The 15,751-nt window shown below is 34.8% G+C and carries 18 protein-coding genes; 5 read left to right on the top strand and 13 right to left on the bottom strand.

All coding sequences use genetic code 11. From position 1 onward, the window contains the following. Nucleotides 1–138: 138 nt before the first annotated feature. From folP to PF026_RS02470, 5 genes are read right to left on the bottom strand one after another with little or no spacing between them, the layout of a single operon-like run. Nucleotides 139–1,275: a dihydropteroate synthase gene (gene folP, locus PF026_RS02490; protein WP_270863432.1), complete on the bottom strand. Its 1,137-nt coding sequence runs from the start codon at nt 1,273–1,275 to the stop codon at nt 139–141. Then, nucleotides 1,272–1,892 carry a DNA polymerase III subunit delta' gene (locus PF026_RS02485; protein WP_270863431.1) on the bottom strand — a complete coding sequence of 207 codons (621 nt, stop codon included), beginning with the start codon at nt 1,890–1,892 and terminating at the stop codon, nt 1,272–1,274. Before PF026_RS02485 ends, folP begins: the two co-directional genes overlap by 4 nt. Before the next feature lie 2 nt (nt 1,893–1,894). Continuing rightward, nucleotides 1,895–2,434 (bottom strand): HobA family DNA replication regulator, encoded by a 540-nt coding sequence (locus PF026_RS02480; protein ID WP_270860306.1) that lies wholly within the window; start codon nt 2,432–2,434, stop codon nt 1,895–1,897. Continuing rightward, nucleotides 2,434–3,639 carry an aspartate kinase gene (locus tag PF026_RS02475; RefSeq protein ID WP_270860307.1) on the bottom strand — a complete coding sequence of 402 codons (1,206 nt, stop codon included), beginning with the start codon at nt 3,637–3,639 and terminating at the stop codon, nt 2,434–2,436. Before PF026_RS02475 ends, PF026_RS02480 begins: the two co-directional genes overlap by 1 nt. After that, nucleotides 3,639–4,109 (bottom strand): RNA pyrophosphohydrolase, encoded by a 471-nt coding sequence (locus tag PF026_RS02470; RefSeq protein WP_270863430.1) that lies wholly within the window; start codon nt 4,107–4,109, stop codon nt 3,639–3,641. The genes PF026_RS02475 and PF026_RS02470 overlap by 1 nt, the downstream gene beginning before the upstream one ends. Nucleotides 4,110–4,246: 137 nt before the next feature. On the opposite strand from PF026_RS02470, the gene hemW reads away from it, so the two are divergent. From hemW to PF026_RS02445, 5 genes are read left to right on the top strand one after another with little or no spacing between them, the layout of a single operon-like run. Next, nucleotides 4,247–5,302: a radical SAM family heme chaperone HemW gene (gene hemW, locus PF026_RS02465; RefSeq protein WP_270863429.1), complete on the top strand. Its 1,056-nt coding sequence runs from the start codon at nt 4,247–4,249 to the stop codon at nt 5,300–5,302. 47 nt (nt 5,303–5,349) lie between these two features. Then, nucleotides 5,350–5,898: a Sec-independent protein translocase protein TatB gene (tatB, locus tag PF026_RS07945; RefSeq protein WP_270860310.1), complete on the top strand. Its 549-nt coding sequence runs from the start codon at nt 5,350–5,352 to the stop codon at nt 5,896–5,898. Beyond that, entirely contained in the window at nt 5,891–6,640 is a 750-nt protein-coding gene (gene tatC, locus PF026_RS02455; RefSeq protein WP_270863428.1) for a twin-arginine translocase subunit TatC, read from the top strand. Before tatB ends, tatC begins: the two co-directional genes overlap by 8 nt. Further along, the gene (gene queA / locus PF026_RS02450; RefSeq protein WP_270863427.1) at nt 6,633–7,652 is read left to right on the top strand and encodes a tRNA preQ1(34) S-adenosylmethionine ribosyltransferase-isomerase QueA; all 1,020 of its coding nucleotides are present in this window, start codon (nt 6,633–6,635) and stop codon (nt 7,650–7,652) included. Before tatC ends, queA begins: the two co-directional genes overlap by 8 nt. Continuing rightward, entirely contained in the window at nt 7,649–8,674 is a 1,026-nt protein-coding gene (locus tag PF026_RS02445) for a hypothetical protein (RefSeq protein ID WP_270863426.1), read from the top strand. Before queA ends, PF026_RS02445 begins: the two co-directional genes overlap by 4 nt. An 82-nt stretch (nt 8,675–8,756) precedes the next feature. Here the strand turns inward: PF026_RS02445 and ruvX are convergent, their stop codons facing one another. From ruvX to PF026_RS02405, 8 genes are all read right to left on the bottom strand, one after another. After that, the gene (gene ruvX, locus PF026_RS02440) at nt 8,757–9,149 is read right to left on the bottom strand and encodes a Holliday junction resolvase RuvX (RefSeq protein WP_270863425.1); all 393 of its coding nucleotides are present in this window, start codon (nt 9,147–9,149) and stop codon (nt 8,757–8,759) included. Continuing rightward, entirely contained in the window at nt 9,146–9,937 is a 792-nt protein-coding gene (locus PF026_RS02435; protein WP_270870351.1) for a DNA-processing protein DprA, read from the bottom strand. The genes ruvX and PF026_RS02435 overlap by 4 nt, the downstream gene beginning before the upstream one ends. Continuing rightward, nucleotides 9,934–10,986 carry a divergent polysaccharide deacetylase family protein gene (locus PF026_RS02430; protein ID WP_270870352.1) on the bottom strand — a complete coding sequence of 351 codons (1,053 nt, stop codon included), beginning with the start codon at nt 10,984–10,986 and terminating at the stop codon, nt 9,934–9,936. The genes PF026_RS02435 and PF026_RS02430 overlap by 4 nt, the downstream gene beginning before the upstream one ends. Nucleotides 10,987–10,992: 6 nt before the next feature. After that, nucleotides 10,993–12,015 (bottom strand): ketol-acid reductoisomerase, encoded by a 1,023-nt coding sequence (gene ilvC / locus PF026_RS02425; protein WP_270863422.1) that lies wholly within the window; start codon nt 12,013–12,015, stop codon nt 10,993–10,995. Nucleotides 12,016–12,110: 95 nt separating this feature from the next. Further along, nucleotides 12,111–12,836 (bottom strand): energy transducer TonB, encoded by a 726-nt coding sequence (locus PF026_RS02420; RefSeq protein WP_270870353.1) that lies wholly within the window; start codon nt 12,834–12,836, stop codon nt 12,111–12,113. Continuing rightward, on the bottom strand, nt 12,833–13,216 hold the full coding sequence (gene exbD, locus PF026_RS02415; RefSeq protein WP_270870381.1) for a TonB system transport protein ExbD: 384 nt from the start codon (nt 13,214–13,216) through the stop codon (nt 12,833–12,835). The genes PF026_RS02420 and exbD overlap by 4 nt, the downstream gene beginning before the upstream one ends. Nucleotides 13,217–13,219: 3 nt before the next feature. Then, the gene (gene exbB, locus PF026_RS02410) at nt 13,220–13,636 is read right to left on the bottom strand and encodes a TonB-system energizer ExbB (protein ID WP_270863420.1); all 417 of its coding nucleotides are present in this window, start codon (nt 13,634–13,636) and stop codon (nt 13,220–13,222) included. 106 nt (nt 13,637–13,742) lie between these two features. Then, on the bottom strand, nt 13,743–15,737 hold the full coding sequence (locus tag PF026_RS02405; protein WP_270863419.1) for a TonB-dependent receptor domain-containing protein: 1,995 nt from the start codon (nt 15,735–15,737) through the stop codon (nt 13,743–13,745). Nucleotides 15,738–15,751 lie beyond the last annotated feature (14 nt).

Below are 15,751 nucleotides of genomic sequence, written 5' to 3'. Positions count from 1 at the left end.
CAATATCAAATTTGGACTGCGTATGCCGACGATTTGGCTTGTTTTAGAGAAAAACGAGCGAAGAATAAGGCTTTAAATGCCTATTCGAGCGAGTTTTTCGAATAATCAAGTCAAAGCTAGGCTGATTTCAACTTAAATTTACCACACACTAATATTTTGCATTGCGCGATTTAATGCAAAAAGCTGTTTATGTTCCCTTACATCGTGAGTTCTGATGATACTTGCGCCGTTTTCGAACGCTTTAAGGTGTAAATAAAGGCTTCCTGCAAGGCGATTTTCAACGCTACTTGGGCTATAAAAATTAATCACACTCTTCCTGCTAGCTCCGACCAAAAGCGGTTTTTCAAAGTGCAAAAAGTGTTCTAAATGTTTGATTAAAAGTAAATTTTGATTTGGCGTTTTACCAAAACCGATACCGACATCCAAAACAACATTTTCTAACTCAAATTCGGCGATTTTAGCCAAATTTGAAGCAAAAAATTCATCGATTTGGAAAATCAAATCGCTGTAAGTAGGCGAATTTTGCATGGTTTTTGGATTTCCTTGCATGTGCATTAAAACATAAGTTGCCCCGTATCGCTTCACGATTTTGCAAAGTTCTAAATTCGCGGCAATATCATTTATAATGCAAAAGCCGTGATTTAGGGCAAATTCAGCACAGTATCCGCTAAAAGTATCAAGGCTAAATTTAACCTTTTCGTGCAAATTTAGGCGATAAATTTCGCTAATAATCTTTTCAATGCGTTCAAATTCTACTTTTTCGCCACAATACTCGCTTCCCGGACGGCTTGAAACTCCGCCAAGATCGATAATATCGGCACCATTTTCAATCATCGCTTCAATGCGAGAAATTCCGTCATTTAAATTTATGCGCGAAGAAGCGTTAAAGCTGTCATCATTTATGTTTAAAACGCCCATAAGTTCTGGTTTTTTTGGTTTTTTGAATTTTAAATTTAAAAATTTCGCCAAATTTTTTAGCTCAAAATCTTGCAAGGCCTCTTTTTTGGCTAAAAGTTCCACTTGTTTATCATTTGCGATTAAAAGTGCATTTGATACGCCCTGCCCCAAAATCACGCTATCGTTGCAAACCAGCTCAGCACCCACACTAAGGGCATCTTGCTTTAAGATATTTGCAGCAGGAGCTTTTATATCTTTTAGATAAAAAAAGTGCAAATTTGATTTTTTTTGCATTATTTTTCGGCCTGCGATTTGCGGTTTTATATCGTCGCAAAGTGCGTTAAAATCGGTATCTGCATTAATTTTAAAAATTTTCATTTTTTCTCACTTATCATCAGTAAAAGCGGCAGTAAAACCGCGTGGGATTTGGCGTTTAGTTCGCATAAAACAACAAGCTTGTTTATGTAAGATAGCTCAAATTCGCTAAATTTTACGCCTTGCGCCAAACACTCTTTTGTGATAACGCATATCAACTCTTTTAAGCGAAATTTATCAAATTCGCCAGTGCGTTCTAATGCGATTTTGCTATCGACGAATTCGCTAAGTGTCTTTAAATCAAGCTTTTGCCAGTTTATGCCTGTTTTTGTTTGCTCTTTTTTTTCTAGTAAATTTTGGCTCATCAAACGAGAACGAATCGTCGGTAAAAGCAAATTTTTTGAACTTGCGACGATAAAAAAAACCATATTTCGTGGCGGTTCTTCAAGAATTTTTAAAAGCGAATTTTGCGCTTCATCGCCGAATTTTTCAGCCTTTATGACGATAAATTTAGTCGAATTTTCTGCGATATATGCTTCGTTTATGACGGCTTTTGCATCTTCGACTTTGAAGTCATCATTTTCAAAAAAACGCAAATTTTTTACGCCAAATTCGTTAATCAAATTTTCTTTTAAGCTTTCATAATCGTTTGTTAAAATAATTTGACTAATTCGTTGCATTTTTATAGCACGACTTCGTTAAAAAGCACCGCATCAATGCTTTTGTTAAATATCCAAAAAAGTTGGATAAGTTTCATATCTAGCATTTCATCTTGTCCGCTAAGATAAAAACTATTTTGCGCTCTTTCATCGATTAGCCACATATAGCTATCTTCGTGGTTTTTCGCGATTTGCGAACGCCTACAATCGCCCTTACCGATATAAAAATAGACAATGCCGTTCGCAAAAGATAAATTTAGCATATCATCGACTAGCTTCATCTCTTCGATAGTCGATATATTTGAATAATTTTTATAAAGCGATTTTAGTGTAAAAAATGGAAGTAGCGGACGAGAATTTGCAGTATGATTGACTTTTGAAACTATATAGTTACCAAACCACTCTGTCTCGTCATCGCAAATAATCACAAAAGCCCGTCCGTCAAGTAAAAATTTAAGCCTAGAAGCTAGAAGCGGCGTCCATTCTTCGCGTCTATCTTCTAGCCACGACATACAAGGCTGAGTTCTTATAAGCTCTAAATTCCACTTAAATAAATCGAGCATTATTTATCCAAATTATAAGCTTTATGTAATGCTCTAACTGCTAATTCGCCGTATTTTGCTTCGACGATAACTGAAATTTTAATCTCACTTGTTGAGATCATTTGGATATTAATTCCTTCATTTGCTAGTGTAGCAAAAGCTAAACTAGCTACTCCCGAGTGGCTTTTCATACCTACGCCTACGATGCTAACTTTAACTACATCATTATCGACATCGACTGATTTTGCCAAAGATGAAACTACATTTTTTGCTTTTTCGGCTTCATTTTGTGGAACGGTAAAACCGATACTTGTAGTGCCGTCTTCTTTTGAGTTGTTTTGAATAATCATATCAACATTTATATTTTCATCGGCTAGTTTTCCAAAAATATTTGCCGCAACGCCCGGTTTATCAACCACGCCACGAATAGTTACTCTTGCTTGATTTTTATCTAGTGCTATACCGCTGATTAACGCTTGTTCCATATCTTGCATATTTGCTTCTCCTGTTATTAGTGTTCCTTCGTTATAATTAAAACTGCTTCTAGTTACCAAATTTACATTTAATTTTTTGGCTAACTCAACGCTTCTATTTTGTAAAACTTTCGCCCCCATACTGGCAAGTTCTAGCATTTCATCATAGCTGATTTTATCTAGTTTTTTCGCCTTTGGCTCAATGCGTGGATCAGTCGTATAAACGCCATCGACATCTGTATAAATTTCACAAATATCAGCCTGTAACGCCCCTGCAACGGCAACTGCACTTAAATCGCTTCCGCCTCGCCCCAAAGTCGTTACATCTCCATCTAAACCAACACCTTGAAAACCTGCTACAACTACGATTTTGCCTTCTTTTAAGGCATCTTGCATAAATTTTGGCTCAATCGAAGCTATTCTAGCTTTTGTGTGAAAAGTATCGGTTATAAGCCCTGCTTGGCGACCTGAAAATGCAATCGCAGGATAGCCTTTTTCGGTTAGAGCGATCGCCAAAAGCGCACTTGTTACACGCTCACCGGAGCTTAAAAGCAAATCCATTTCACGAGTGCTAGGGTTTTTAGAAAAATGCTCAGCGTATTCGATAAGTCTATTTGTAACACCGCTCATAGCTGAAACGATGACGACTAAATCGTGTCCTTCTTTTTTGCTTTTTATGACGCGTTCAGCGACATTGTCTATGCGTTCAAGCGTTCCTACGCTTGTTCCGCCGTATTTTTGAACGATTAGCATTAAATATATCCTTCCTCTTTAAAATATTTTATAACAGCGCTGTAAATCGGGCGTTTGAAATGATTTACATGGCTTAAAACTTCGTTGATATTAACAAATTTAAAGCTATCAAATTCAGGTTTTTTGGTATTTATATCCAAATTTTCAAGCTTTTTTAGACGCACTAAAAAATATTTTTGCGTCTGTCCGTCATAAGGCTTCATTTTTGTAGCCACCGCTTGCGGGAAATCGTAACTATGCCAGTGTGGGCATTCGGCGATGATTTCTACTTTATCGGTTCCAATTTCTTCTTTTAGTTCCCTTAAAATCGCAACTTTTGGCGTTTCGCCTTTGTCGATTCCGCCTTGCGGAAACTGCCAAGCGCCTTTTATATCGCTTCTTTGAGCGATAAAGACTTCGCAGTTAAATGGATACGACGGCGAAAGCACGATAGCTGCGACATTTGGTCTATATTTTTTCTCTTCTTGCATTGCCTTGCTTTTTGTTTTAAATAAATTCTGCAAATACTACCAAAAAACAATTAAAAGCTACATTAATGAGTCAAATTTTTATCTAAATTTTTAGAATTTTTTGCTAAATTTATCACATTTTAAGCAAGGAAAAAGCGTTGCATATTTATATTCATATTCCATTTTGCGAAAGCAAATGTCCGTATTGCGCCTTTGGTTCATATACCGATAAATTTGACTTAGTTCAAAAATATTTTAACGCTTTGGAATTTGAAATTTCAAATTTTTTGCAAAATAACCCGAATTTAAAAATTTCCACTCTTTTTTTTGGCGGCGGAACTCCAAGTAGCGTTGGTGCCGAATTTTACGCTAAAATTTTTGAAATTTTAAAACCAAAATTCACTAAATTTGCAGAAATCACAAGCGAAGCAAATCCAAATTCGGCAAATTTAAAATGGCTTAAACAAATGCGTGAGTTTGGGCTAAATCGCATAAGTTTTGGCGCACAAAGTTTTAGTGAAAAAAAACTTAAATTTTTAGGGCGAATTCATAACTCGGCTCAAATTCACAAAGCAGTTCAAAATGCGAATTTAGCGGGGTTTAAAAATATAAATTTAGATTTGATTTACGGCAGCAAATTTGATGATAAAAAAAATATCGAATTTGAAATCTCAAATTTAGAAAAACTGCAAATTTCGCATGTGAGCGCGTATTCTTTGTCGTTGGAAGAAAAAACGCCCTTTTTTGGAAAGGAAAATTTCAAAAAAGATAGCGTTCGTTTGGCAAATTTTCTTTTTGAAAAATTAGCAAATTTAGGCTTTTTTCAATACGAAATCTCGAATTTCGCCAAAAAAAATAAAATTTGCAAACACAATCTTGCTTATTGGCAAGGAAAAGATTACGCAGGTTTTGGTGCATTTAGTGTCGGCACAAACGGCTTAAAAAGGCTTTATTCAGCGCAAAATTTAAACGAGTATATCAAAAATCCACTTAAAAAAAGAGTTGAAAATTTAAGCAAATTTGATAAAAAAAATGAAGCGATATTTCTTGGAGCAAGATCAATCGTCGGCATAAATTCTCAAATTTTAAACCAAAACGAACTAGAAAAAGCTGGGATTCTAACAAAAAATAAAAAACTAAAATTTGACGGAAAAATATTTTACAATCAAAACTATTTACTTGCCGATGAAATCGCCCTTTTTATCACAAGTTAAATTTAAATTTGCTAAAATTATCCCTTAATTTTATTTTAGGATTTTTAATGTTTGGCATTAGTTTTCCCGAGATGACTCTCATCTTGGTTATCGCTGTTATCGCGTTGGGGCCTGAAAAACTCCCAAAAGCCTTAGTCGAGATAGCAAAATATTTTAAAGTGATAAAAAAAGCAGTCAATGACGCAAAATCAAATTTCGAACAAGAGGTCAAAATTGCAGAACTCAAAGAAGATGCGAAAAAATACAGAGACAGTATCGAAAATGCAACAAATAGCGTTCGCAAAAAGCTTACATTTGAAGAGCTCGATGAAATCAAAAAAAATCTAAATTCAGCAAAAGATAGCCTAAATAAAGGTCTAAGCGATCTGCAAAATGACCTAAATGCGGCTACTTCAACCGATAAAAAAGCAAATTCAGATAAAACTAGCCAAAATTCGCAAGAAAAAAAAGAAGTTTCACAAAATCAAAGCGCAATCGATAAGCTAAATTCGGCAAATTTTGACGATGAAACGCAAAATTCGCAAACCGAAATTCAAGCCGACACACTCTCGCAAGAGCAAGAAAATCCAAATTTGAAAGATAAAAAAGATGTTTGAAGAACTTAAACCCCATCTTGCTGAACTGCGAAAACGCCTGATTATCTGTGTTTTGAGCCTACTTGTGCTTTTTGTGATTTGCTTTGGATTTTGGGAAATTATCTTAAATTTTATGACTGCACCACTCATAAAGGTTCTGCCGCAAGGAAGCGAAGTCATTTTTACACAAGTCGCCGAAGCCTTTTTTACGGCGATGAAAGTTTCATTTTTCGCTTCACTTTTGATTTCTATGCCGATTATTTTTTGGCAGGCATGGCTTTTTGTGGCACCCGGACTTTATGACAACGAAAAAAAATATGTAATTCCATTTGTGCTAAGTGCAAGTGTAATGTTTTTTTTAGGTGCTGCGTTTTGCTACTTTTTTGTAATTCCGATTGCTTATAATTTTTTGATAAATTTCGGCGGTTCGCAGTTTGTTGCGATGCCTAAAATCGGCGAATATGTCGGATTTTTTACAAAACTAGTTGTAGCCTTTGGCATAAGTTTTGAGCTTCCGATTGTTACATTTTTTCTAGCTAAAATCGGTCTTGTCACGGACGCAAGCTTAAAAGGCTTTTTTAGATACGCAATCGTCGTTATTTTCATATTTGCAGCCGTTATGACACCGCCTGATATATTAAGTCAGTTTTTACTAGCCGTGCCGTTAATCGTGCTTTACGGATTTTCGATTTATATCGCAAAAATGGTAAATCCTGCCACAAAAGACGACGACGAAAAAGAAGAAAGTAAAGGCGATGAATAAGTTAAATTTGGTTTCAAGCTATGATTATGAACTTCCTAGCGAACTAATCGCAAATTCGCCAATCATGCCAAAACAAAATGCAAGATTGTTAGTTTATGAGCGAAATACTGGTAAAATTTCGCACCTGAAATTTGCAAATTTGGCCGATATTTTACCGCCTTGTGATATTATTTTTAATGATACAAAGGTTGTCAAAGCTCGAATTTACGGACAAAAAGATAGTGGCGGAAAAATAGAGCTTTTACTAAATTCGCCGTTAAATGATAATAAATTTAGTGTTTATATCAAAGGAAGCGTTAAAAAAGGAACAAATTTAGAATTTGCAAACGACTTGAAAGCCGAAGTTTGTGAGCTTTTTGACGACGGGCTAAGAGTGGTTAAATTTACCCAAAACGGCAAAAAACTCTCTACAAATGAAATTTTTGATATTTTTAACTCTATCGGGCATGTGCCGTTACCGCCATACATAAAAAGAGCCGATATGAGAGAAGATGTAGGCTGGTATCAAAGCATTTTTGCCAAATATCAAGGCGCGGTTGCAGCTCCCACTGCTAGTTTGCATTTTGATGATAAAATGGTAAAAGAGTTAGAAAAATCGCACAAAATTCACTATCTTACGCTTCATGTTGGAGCAGGAACTTTTAAAGGCGTAGAGTGCGAAAACATCTATGATCACAAAATGCACGGCGAGATTTATTCTATTCCAAATGAAACGGCAGGGCTTTTAGAGAGCAAAAAGCCTATTTTAGGCGTAGGAACGACAGTTACAAGGGTGGTTGAAAACTACGCTAGAAACGGCGAAAGAGATGGAATTTGCACGCTATTTTTGCACCCAAATAATAAACCAATTCGCCAAAATTATCTACTTACAAATTTTCACTTGCCAAAATCAACGCTAATAATGCTGGTTGCGAGTTTTATCGGACTTGATAGGACGCTTGAAATTTATAAAATCGCCGTAGAACAAAAATATCGCTTTTACTCTTATGGCGATGGAATGCTGATAATATGAATGCAATTTTTGCTTTAATAACGATTTTAACGATAATTTTGGCTGTTTTAGCACTGCTATTTTTTAAATCAAAAAAAGAAAACAACACGCAAATTTCACAAACACCCACGCCAAAAAAAGAACTAAAACAAAAAGAGATAAAAGCAGGGATTATCGATTTGTTTGAACTTTTAAAGCTTCAAAGCGAAATTTTATTTGAAGAGTGTGCTAGATTTGATAACACGATTTTTGTAAATTTTTCAAAATCGTTGCCTAGAATTTATGATAACTCCGTTAGCGGAGTCTTACAAACCGTAAATCATATTTGCAAATTTTTTGCTTTTGAATTCCAAAAAACAACCATAAGTATAAATTTTTCATCGCTTCGTGTCAGCGAAAATAAAATTCTTTTGCATATATCGGTAAATTCGGATAAATTTCTAAGTCAAAGCAGAATTCTTTCAATTAAAAATTTTTTAGACAACAAACAAAATTTCGATGATATAAATTTAATAAAAGCAAAAGAAAGTGCCGAAAAAATCGGAGCTTTTTTGCATTTTGAAGCTGATAATAATAAAATTGCAATAGATTTTAGCTCAAATTTGGTTTTTTATAAATCAAACCGCTTTGGTTTTATCAAAAATAAATATGACTACAATATTTTAATCTGCGAAAATAACGCAAATATTTTTGACGATTTGACGCTTTTGTTCGCTCAAATGGGCTGTGCCGTTGCACCGAATTCGACCTGGGCGAATATCAAAAAGCATTTGGACGATTTTATCTACAAGCCTGACCTTGTTTTTATTAGCGCTGAAATCCTGAGAAATCAAAAAGATGTCGAATATCTAAATAATATTCAAAAACACAAAAAAGCATTTTTTGTGTTTATTTTGCGAAACAAATCAGATTTTAAATTTATGAAACGGATAAATTTTAAAGCTTTTAAACTAAAAATGCCATATCTTTATGACGATATTTACGCACTTTGCGAAATCATTTCAAGAGCTAAACAAAGCGGAAATTTAAACGATTTTGATTAAGAATTTTACATAAAAATTAATGCGACGACAAAATAATCATAAAAATTTGTAAATTTAAACAATAACGCTTTTTAAATTTGCTTTATAAAATTTCCAAATATCTTTGCAAAATTATCATCGCAGAAAGGCTATCAAGTTTGCCGTCTTTTTTGCGAGATGAAAACTCTCTAAGTTCGTCAGCTTCGAAGCTTGAAAAGCTTTCGTCGATAAATTTGATTTCGCCCTCAAATTCCAAAAGCGAAACAAAGTGGCGAATTCTTCGGCTCATCTCTTCTTCGCTACTGCCACCCTTTGGGATACCCACAACCAGCGTTTTTGCATTTTTCGTTTTTAAAATTTGCGAGATTTCGCTTGCAGCCTGATTGCGATTTTTACGAAGCACAGGAGTGCTAGGAAGTGCGATTTTACTATCAGGCGAGATTGCTACGCCTATGCGTTTAAGTCCAACATCGATAGCGACTATCGTTTCACTCATTTTACAACCACTTTCGTGCCAAAAATTTCGATTTTGCCGTCTAGTTCGTATTCATAAACTCTATCGCCAAATTTGGCGAAAACTGCGTTAAAATCATCATTTTGCATAATAAAATTTAAAATTTCATCATTTTGTAAATTTGGTAAATTTTTCCCATTTTCGCCCAAAAATTTAGCACAAAATTCATTTATATCATAAATCAAATTTGCCTTATTTTGCGATAAAAGCAGATTTGTTCCTTTGCTTTCGTTTATTTTTTGTGGAAAGACAAAAACAGGAATTCCTAGCTCGTTAGCCAGTCTTGCACTTTGAAGCGAACCACTTCGCAAGTCAGCTTGTGCCACGATCAAAACTTCGCCCAGAGCCACCACAAGGCGATTTCGCTCTAAAAAGCTCCATTTTGTAGGCATTTGATTAGGTTTGTATTCGCTTATGGCAAGAGCGTTTTCATAAATTTGATTTATCATTTTTTCATTTTCTTTTGGATAAATTTGATCTAGCCCGTTTCCAAAAATCGCGATTGTATTTGGAAAAGCTCCTGTGTGAGCCGTTATATCACACCCAAGCGCTGCCCCACTAACCACGCAAAACTCACCCGTTTTTGTTATCTCACGCGTTAAATTTAAAATCAAATTTTTGGTATAAAAACTCATTTTGCGTGAGCCAACAACTGAAATTTTTCGTTTTTTTAAAAGCGATAAATCGCCCTTAAAATATAGTTTTTTTGGCAAATTTTTTAATTTTTTAAATTCGATTATTTCATCTAAATTTAGCAAATTTTCTATCATTTGTAATACTCGTAAATTTCGTCCAAATAAACAACTTCGACTTCGTCCAAAATATCGCCTGAATTTGCCAATGCTCCAAATGTTGCATTTTTTGGGTGCCCGATTGCGATGGCATAGCCTTTTTTCTTTGCGATTTGCACGGCTTCTTTTAGTTTTATTCGCACTTCTGCTACGCTATCGATATTATCTAAAAAAATGTCGCGGTAAGCATAGCGCATATGGTATCGTCCCACAACGCCTTTAACTGCCGTTTTGCCTATCGTGCGAGAATCAATAAAATAAAAATCATATCTAAAAAGTGCGCGAATTAGCAAATTCATGGCGTTTTCATCGCCTGTAAATTTGCTTCCTGTGTGATTATTTATAAATTTTGCATTTGGAAAATCTTCTCTTAATTTTGCAACCGCTTGTTCGATTTCTTCGTAACTCGCGTTTGTTTTTATAGTTTTTAGATTATCAGTGTAATTTAACGCTTCAAGCGGCAAATGTATAGAAAAGCTCTTAAAGCCTTTGCTTAGATTTGGAGTGTGCGGATTTTTTGCACTTGGCGGGAAAATCGACGGGGTAACGGCGACGGGTAACTTTTTGATTTTTGCGATTTGACCTGCTTCGCTAATGTCGTCCATTATAATCGCAAGTTTTGGTTTTTTCCCGTCAAATGGTGGTTTTATCGGCAAAGTAGTATTTGAAATTTCTTCTTGTTTTGGCTCTAAATTTAATGCATGATTTTCTGAATTTAAAGGTTTGTTCTGCAAATTTGGTATATTTGAAGTCAAAAATGTCAAATTTGCTTCGCTTTTTGTATCGTTTTGCTTTGGTTTTTGTGAAATTTGTTTAGTTTTTTCGTTTTTATTTTGTGAATTCGGCAAATTCTGCACTTTTTCTTGTGGTATCGAAACTTCGGCTAAATTCTGTTTTTTTGAAAAAATCAAATCCAAAACGCCATACGAAAAAGCCCCGCTTAAAAAACAAAGCACAACGATAAAAGCGAATTTAGCGTAATCGGGACGCTTTTTAGAGCGTCCCTTTGTAGTCTTTTTTGTAGCCATTAAAGATTAGTTTTTATCTTTATTTACAAGTCTGCCTTTTGCGATCCAAGGCATCATAGCGCGAAGTTTTTCGCCTGTTTTTGAAAGCAGTGAATTTGCTGTGATATTGCGTTCTGCGTTCATTTTGACATAACCTGCTTTTCGCTCCAAAATGAAATTTTTAGCAAAAGTTCCGTCTTGGATTTCTTTTAAGATTTTTTTCATTTCGGCTTTTGATTGTTCGTTGATGACGCGTGGTCCGCTTACATAATCGCCAAATTCAGCAGTATTTGAAATAGAATATCTCATATCTGCCATTCCGCCTTGGAAAATCAAATCTACGATTAGTTTCATTTCGTGTTGGCACTCAAAATACGCCATTTCAGGCTCGTATCCAGCTTCAACTAGCGTTTCAAATCCAGCGTTAATAAGTGCGCACAAACCGCCACACAAAACTGCTTGTTCGCCAAAAAGGTCAGTTTCGGTTTCTGCTTTGAAAGTAGTTTCAATAATACCGCTTCTGCCGCCGCCTATGGCACTAGCGTAGCTAAGAGCCAAATCTTTTGCTTTGCCTGTGGCATCTTGTGCGACTGCGATTAAATCAGGAATCCCACCGCCATTTACAAATTCATTTCTAACTGTATGACCCGGAGCTTTTGGAGCGATCATAATGCAATCTACGCCTTTTGGAGGCACGATTTGACCAAAATGAATATTAAATCCGTGACCAAAAGCGATTGCTTTGCCCTCGCTTAAATTTGGCTCGATTTCAGCTTTAAAAATTTCGCTTTGAAGCTCATCGGGAGTTAAAATCATAATAAGATCTGCTGCTTTTGTGGCTTCTCCTACTTCCATAACCTTAAAGCCTTTATCTTCGGCTTTTTTCCAGCTACTTCCGCCTTTGCGAAGACCTACTATAACTTCAACTCCGCTATCTCTTAAATTTTCAGCGTGAGCATGACCTTGTGAGCCAAAGCCGATCATAGCGACTTTTTTTGATTTGATTAAGCTCAAATCGCAGTCTTTGTCATAATAAACGGTAATTGCCATTTTATGTCCTTTTTGAAAAAATTTCTGCTGATTTTAGCCAAATTCTTATAAATCTTAGATAAAATGAATTTTCTAACTTTAAAAATCAATTTATGTTAATGTAATTTAAATTCGATAGGAACTTTTATAGTCATAGACTCTTTATCACTTAGTTTTGGGAATCGAGATTTTGTCTTTTCTATGACCTTTAATGCCCCTTCGTCAAGGTAAGATGAATTTGAACTTTTTACTATTTTTAATCCACTTACACTTCCATTTTTATGGTAAGTAAATTCGACACTAACTATGCCTTGTTGTCTTCTTTTTTTTGCATTTGTAGGATAATGCTCTTTTGCATAACTTGCGATGATTTGGCGGATTTTAGCCAAAATATTTTCATCTTGCGAATTTGTGCTCACTGCCATTTGGCTATTTCCTATTGCACTTGCGTTTTTGCCTGCAATGCCGTCATTTTCTTTAACAGCGTCGTTTTTTACAACCTTTGGAGCAACTTTATCTATTTTTTTAGTTTTTTTTGGTTTTTTTACCACAACAGCAGGTTTTTCTTCTACAATCTCTTGTGGTTTTTCTTCTACGATTTCTTCTTTTGCTTCTTCAACTTTTTCTTCTTGGATAATCTCTTGTTCTACGACTTCTTCTTTTTTAATCTCATTGGCGTCGCTGTTTTGTCCTGCGTTTTCTTCTAATATAAAATTATTTAGCGTTATGCTTACGCTTTCTTGTTTTGTCTCAAAATTATTTTTAAAATTTGCAAAAAAAGCGACAAATAAAGCTATATGTAGCAGTAATGATATGCTAAAACCTATGATATTATTTTTCATTGCTCTTTTTTCGTAACAATCGAGAAATTTTCGTGTTTTATCTCTTTTAAAATATCGATGATAAAGATAAAATCATCAAATTTACTATCTTTATCTAACTGCAATAAAACCAAATTTTCTTTTTCTACACTTTTTAATTTTATCTCTAACTCTTCCCTTTTTACGGAATTATCATCAATAAAAATTTGAGAATCTTTATCTACTTTTATCGTTGTTTTTATCATCTCTTGCATTTGGGTTGAGTTTTTAGAATTTGGCAAATCGACTTTGATAAGCCCTTGTGCGATGAAAGTTGAAACACTAAGCACAATTGCAAGTAAAACAAGCATAATATCTATAAAAGGCACTATATTTAGCCCATCTTTTCTAGGTAGTCTCATCATCTAAATCTCATCGTATTTATTCAACAAAACATCAACTTTGCGTAAAAATGCGTTGTAAATAATAAGAGTTGGAATTGCAACAACAAGCCCCAAAGCAGTGGCTTTTAAAGCCAAAGAAAGCCCTATCATAATAGATTTTGTATCGATTCCACCACTTACACCCATATCATAAAATGTAATCATAATCCCACAAACCGTGCCTAAAAGCCCGATATAAGGCGCATTTGAATATATTATGTAAAGCGTTGTTAAATTTTTTGTCAAAGCTTCTTCATAAAGTGTTTTATTTTTATAATCTTTTTGGCTAACCTTAGCGTAAAAAAGCACCCTTTCTATGCTAAACCAAACAACCAAAAAGCTCATAAAAGCTAAAATTCCGATGATTATAAAATCTGTGTATGATTTTAAAAATTCCATATTCATTTACCTTTTTTGAAAATAACAATCATATTGTGTAAAATTTAAATCAGATTTAAAAATATAAATTTGCAAATTTTAAAAATTTGCAAATTTATCTGAAAAGTTAGAATTTATAACTAATACTAGCTTTTATATTTCTACCGGGTTCGTATTCGATAGGACCGATAAATTTACCGGTTGCTCTATCTGTATTAGCTTTTTGTGCATGAGACCAGTAGCCTTTATCAAATATATTATAAATCCCAAAATTCACTTCAAGTCCGTCAAATTTACCGCTTGGTATCCACGATAAATATAAGTCATTTACTGCATATCCCGGTTTGTGAATTTGCGTTCCTGTGCTTGTTTTGGTATCGATTTTATTAAATGCGATTAAGTTATAGCCGATTAGGGTATTTAATCCGCTTATAAAATACTCTGCATTAAATCCAAATTTATCACCGCTGTCACTATAAGCAAGAGTTGAATTTGTCAAATTTGTGCCTAGTGAATCCTTATAATCTGTTCTAGCTCTTGAATAACTAGCAGATAGGCTTAAATTTTCTATGTTATATTTTGCACTTAGCTCAAAACCTTTAACACTGGCATTTCCTACATTTTGTTTGGCTCTGCTGCCACTACTATATCTAAAATAGTCTAAAATCAAATTTTCATAATCGTTATAAAAATATTTCGCCGCAAAACTAAGGCTTTGGTTATTTGAAATTTGTGCCAAATAGCGAATTCCGCCCTCAAAAGCGTCTCCTTTTTCAGGTTTTAAATCTGGGTTATGAATAATACTTGCCGCATTGTATTGATACTGCTCGGCTTCGGAAACTTCTGGTCCCCTAAATGTTTTTGCCCAACTTGTATAAGCACCAAAGCCATTTTCAAATTGGTAATCCAAACTAACGCCGGGGCTAAATGCGTTCCAAGAATAAGACGAATCATCAAGTGTGCTTAATTTGTGATAATCATAGCGAATTCCGGGAGTAAAAGTAAATCCGCCGTAGCGAATTTGGTCTTCAAGGAAAAATGATAGACTATTTACCTTTTCGCCCTTTCCGTTTGAAGGCGGATTATCAGATTTATTATAACCTTTTGTAATATAATATTCGCTGCCATAAACAAATGTTTGACTCAATCCGTCTGTGGTTCCAAAAAATGTTTTATTTATAACTTTTCCGCCGTATGATTTGGTTGCCGGTTTTCCGCTAAGATAATCGTATGTGAGAAAATCACTCTCAAATTTATGATCTGTAAAATATAAATTTGTTTCTAAATTTACAAAATCGTTTGGATTTGAATTAAACATAATAGCATAAGTTTCTCTTGTAGCTTGTGTCGGCGTTAAATCTCCGCTTATAGTTCGCTCAGGTAATCTTCTAAAATCACCCTTAATACTCATTTTTTCGCCACTTAGCGTTAATCTTGAATAATCATTTACATCAATTCCCATTTTTAGCAAATAGTTTAAATTTTTTGCATTATCGCCGCCGATTTTTTCGCCGTAGCCGTCTTTGCCTTGTTTATATCCGCGATGATTTATATAGCCTAAAATATCGACATTTTCAAGCGGTTTTCCATAAAGCATTAAGCTTTCTTGCCACTCTTTATTATTACTTGCATATCCGCCTTTGATTTTTCCTCCAAAACTCTCATCTCCTAATAAATCTTTTGCATCTATTGTTTTAAAAGCAACACTTCCTGCTAATGAACCAGAGTTTCCTACGACTGAGTTTGCACTAAATCCAATATCAACCGATTTTATAATGTCGGGATCTAAATACAAATCTCCTGCGTGATGAAACACGGCGCCCCTTTGTCTAGCTCCGTCAATGGTAACATTTAAACCTCTCTCGCTAGTACCTCGCATATAAATTTTTTGGTGAACCGAATTTGTTCCGCCAACATAAACACCCGGAACATCTCGCAAAATATCTCTAAGCAATCCTGCGTTTCTAACGCTGATTTTATCACTATCGATTTGCGAATTTACACCGCTTATTTGAGAACTAACCACGATGGTTTCTAACTCGTAAGCTTTTGCATTTTCATCTGCAAAAACCACACCACAAAGTGCCACACAAGCACTAAGTGCCAAATTTATTTTTTTCATATTTTTCCTTATTA

Origin of the sequence: Campylobacter sp. CS_NA3 (genome assembly GCF_027797495.1) — a bacterium.
Taxonomy (GTDB): domain Bacteria; phylum Campylobacterota; class Campylobacteria; order Campylobacterales; family Campylobacteraceae; genus Campylobacter_B.
The sequence above is the reverse complement of the archived record's forward strand: the minus strand, read 5'-3'. Positions and strand labels throughout refer to the sequence as shown.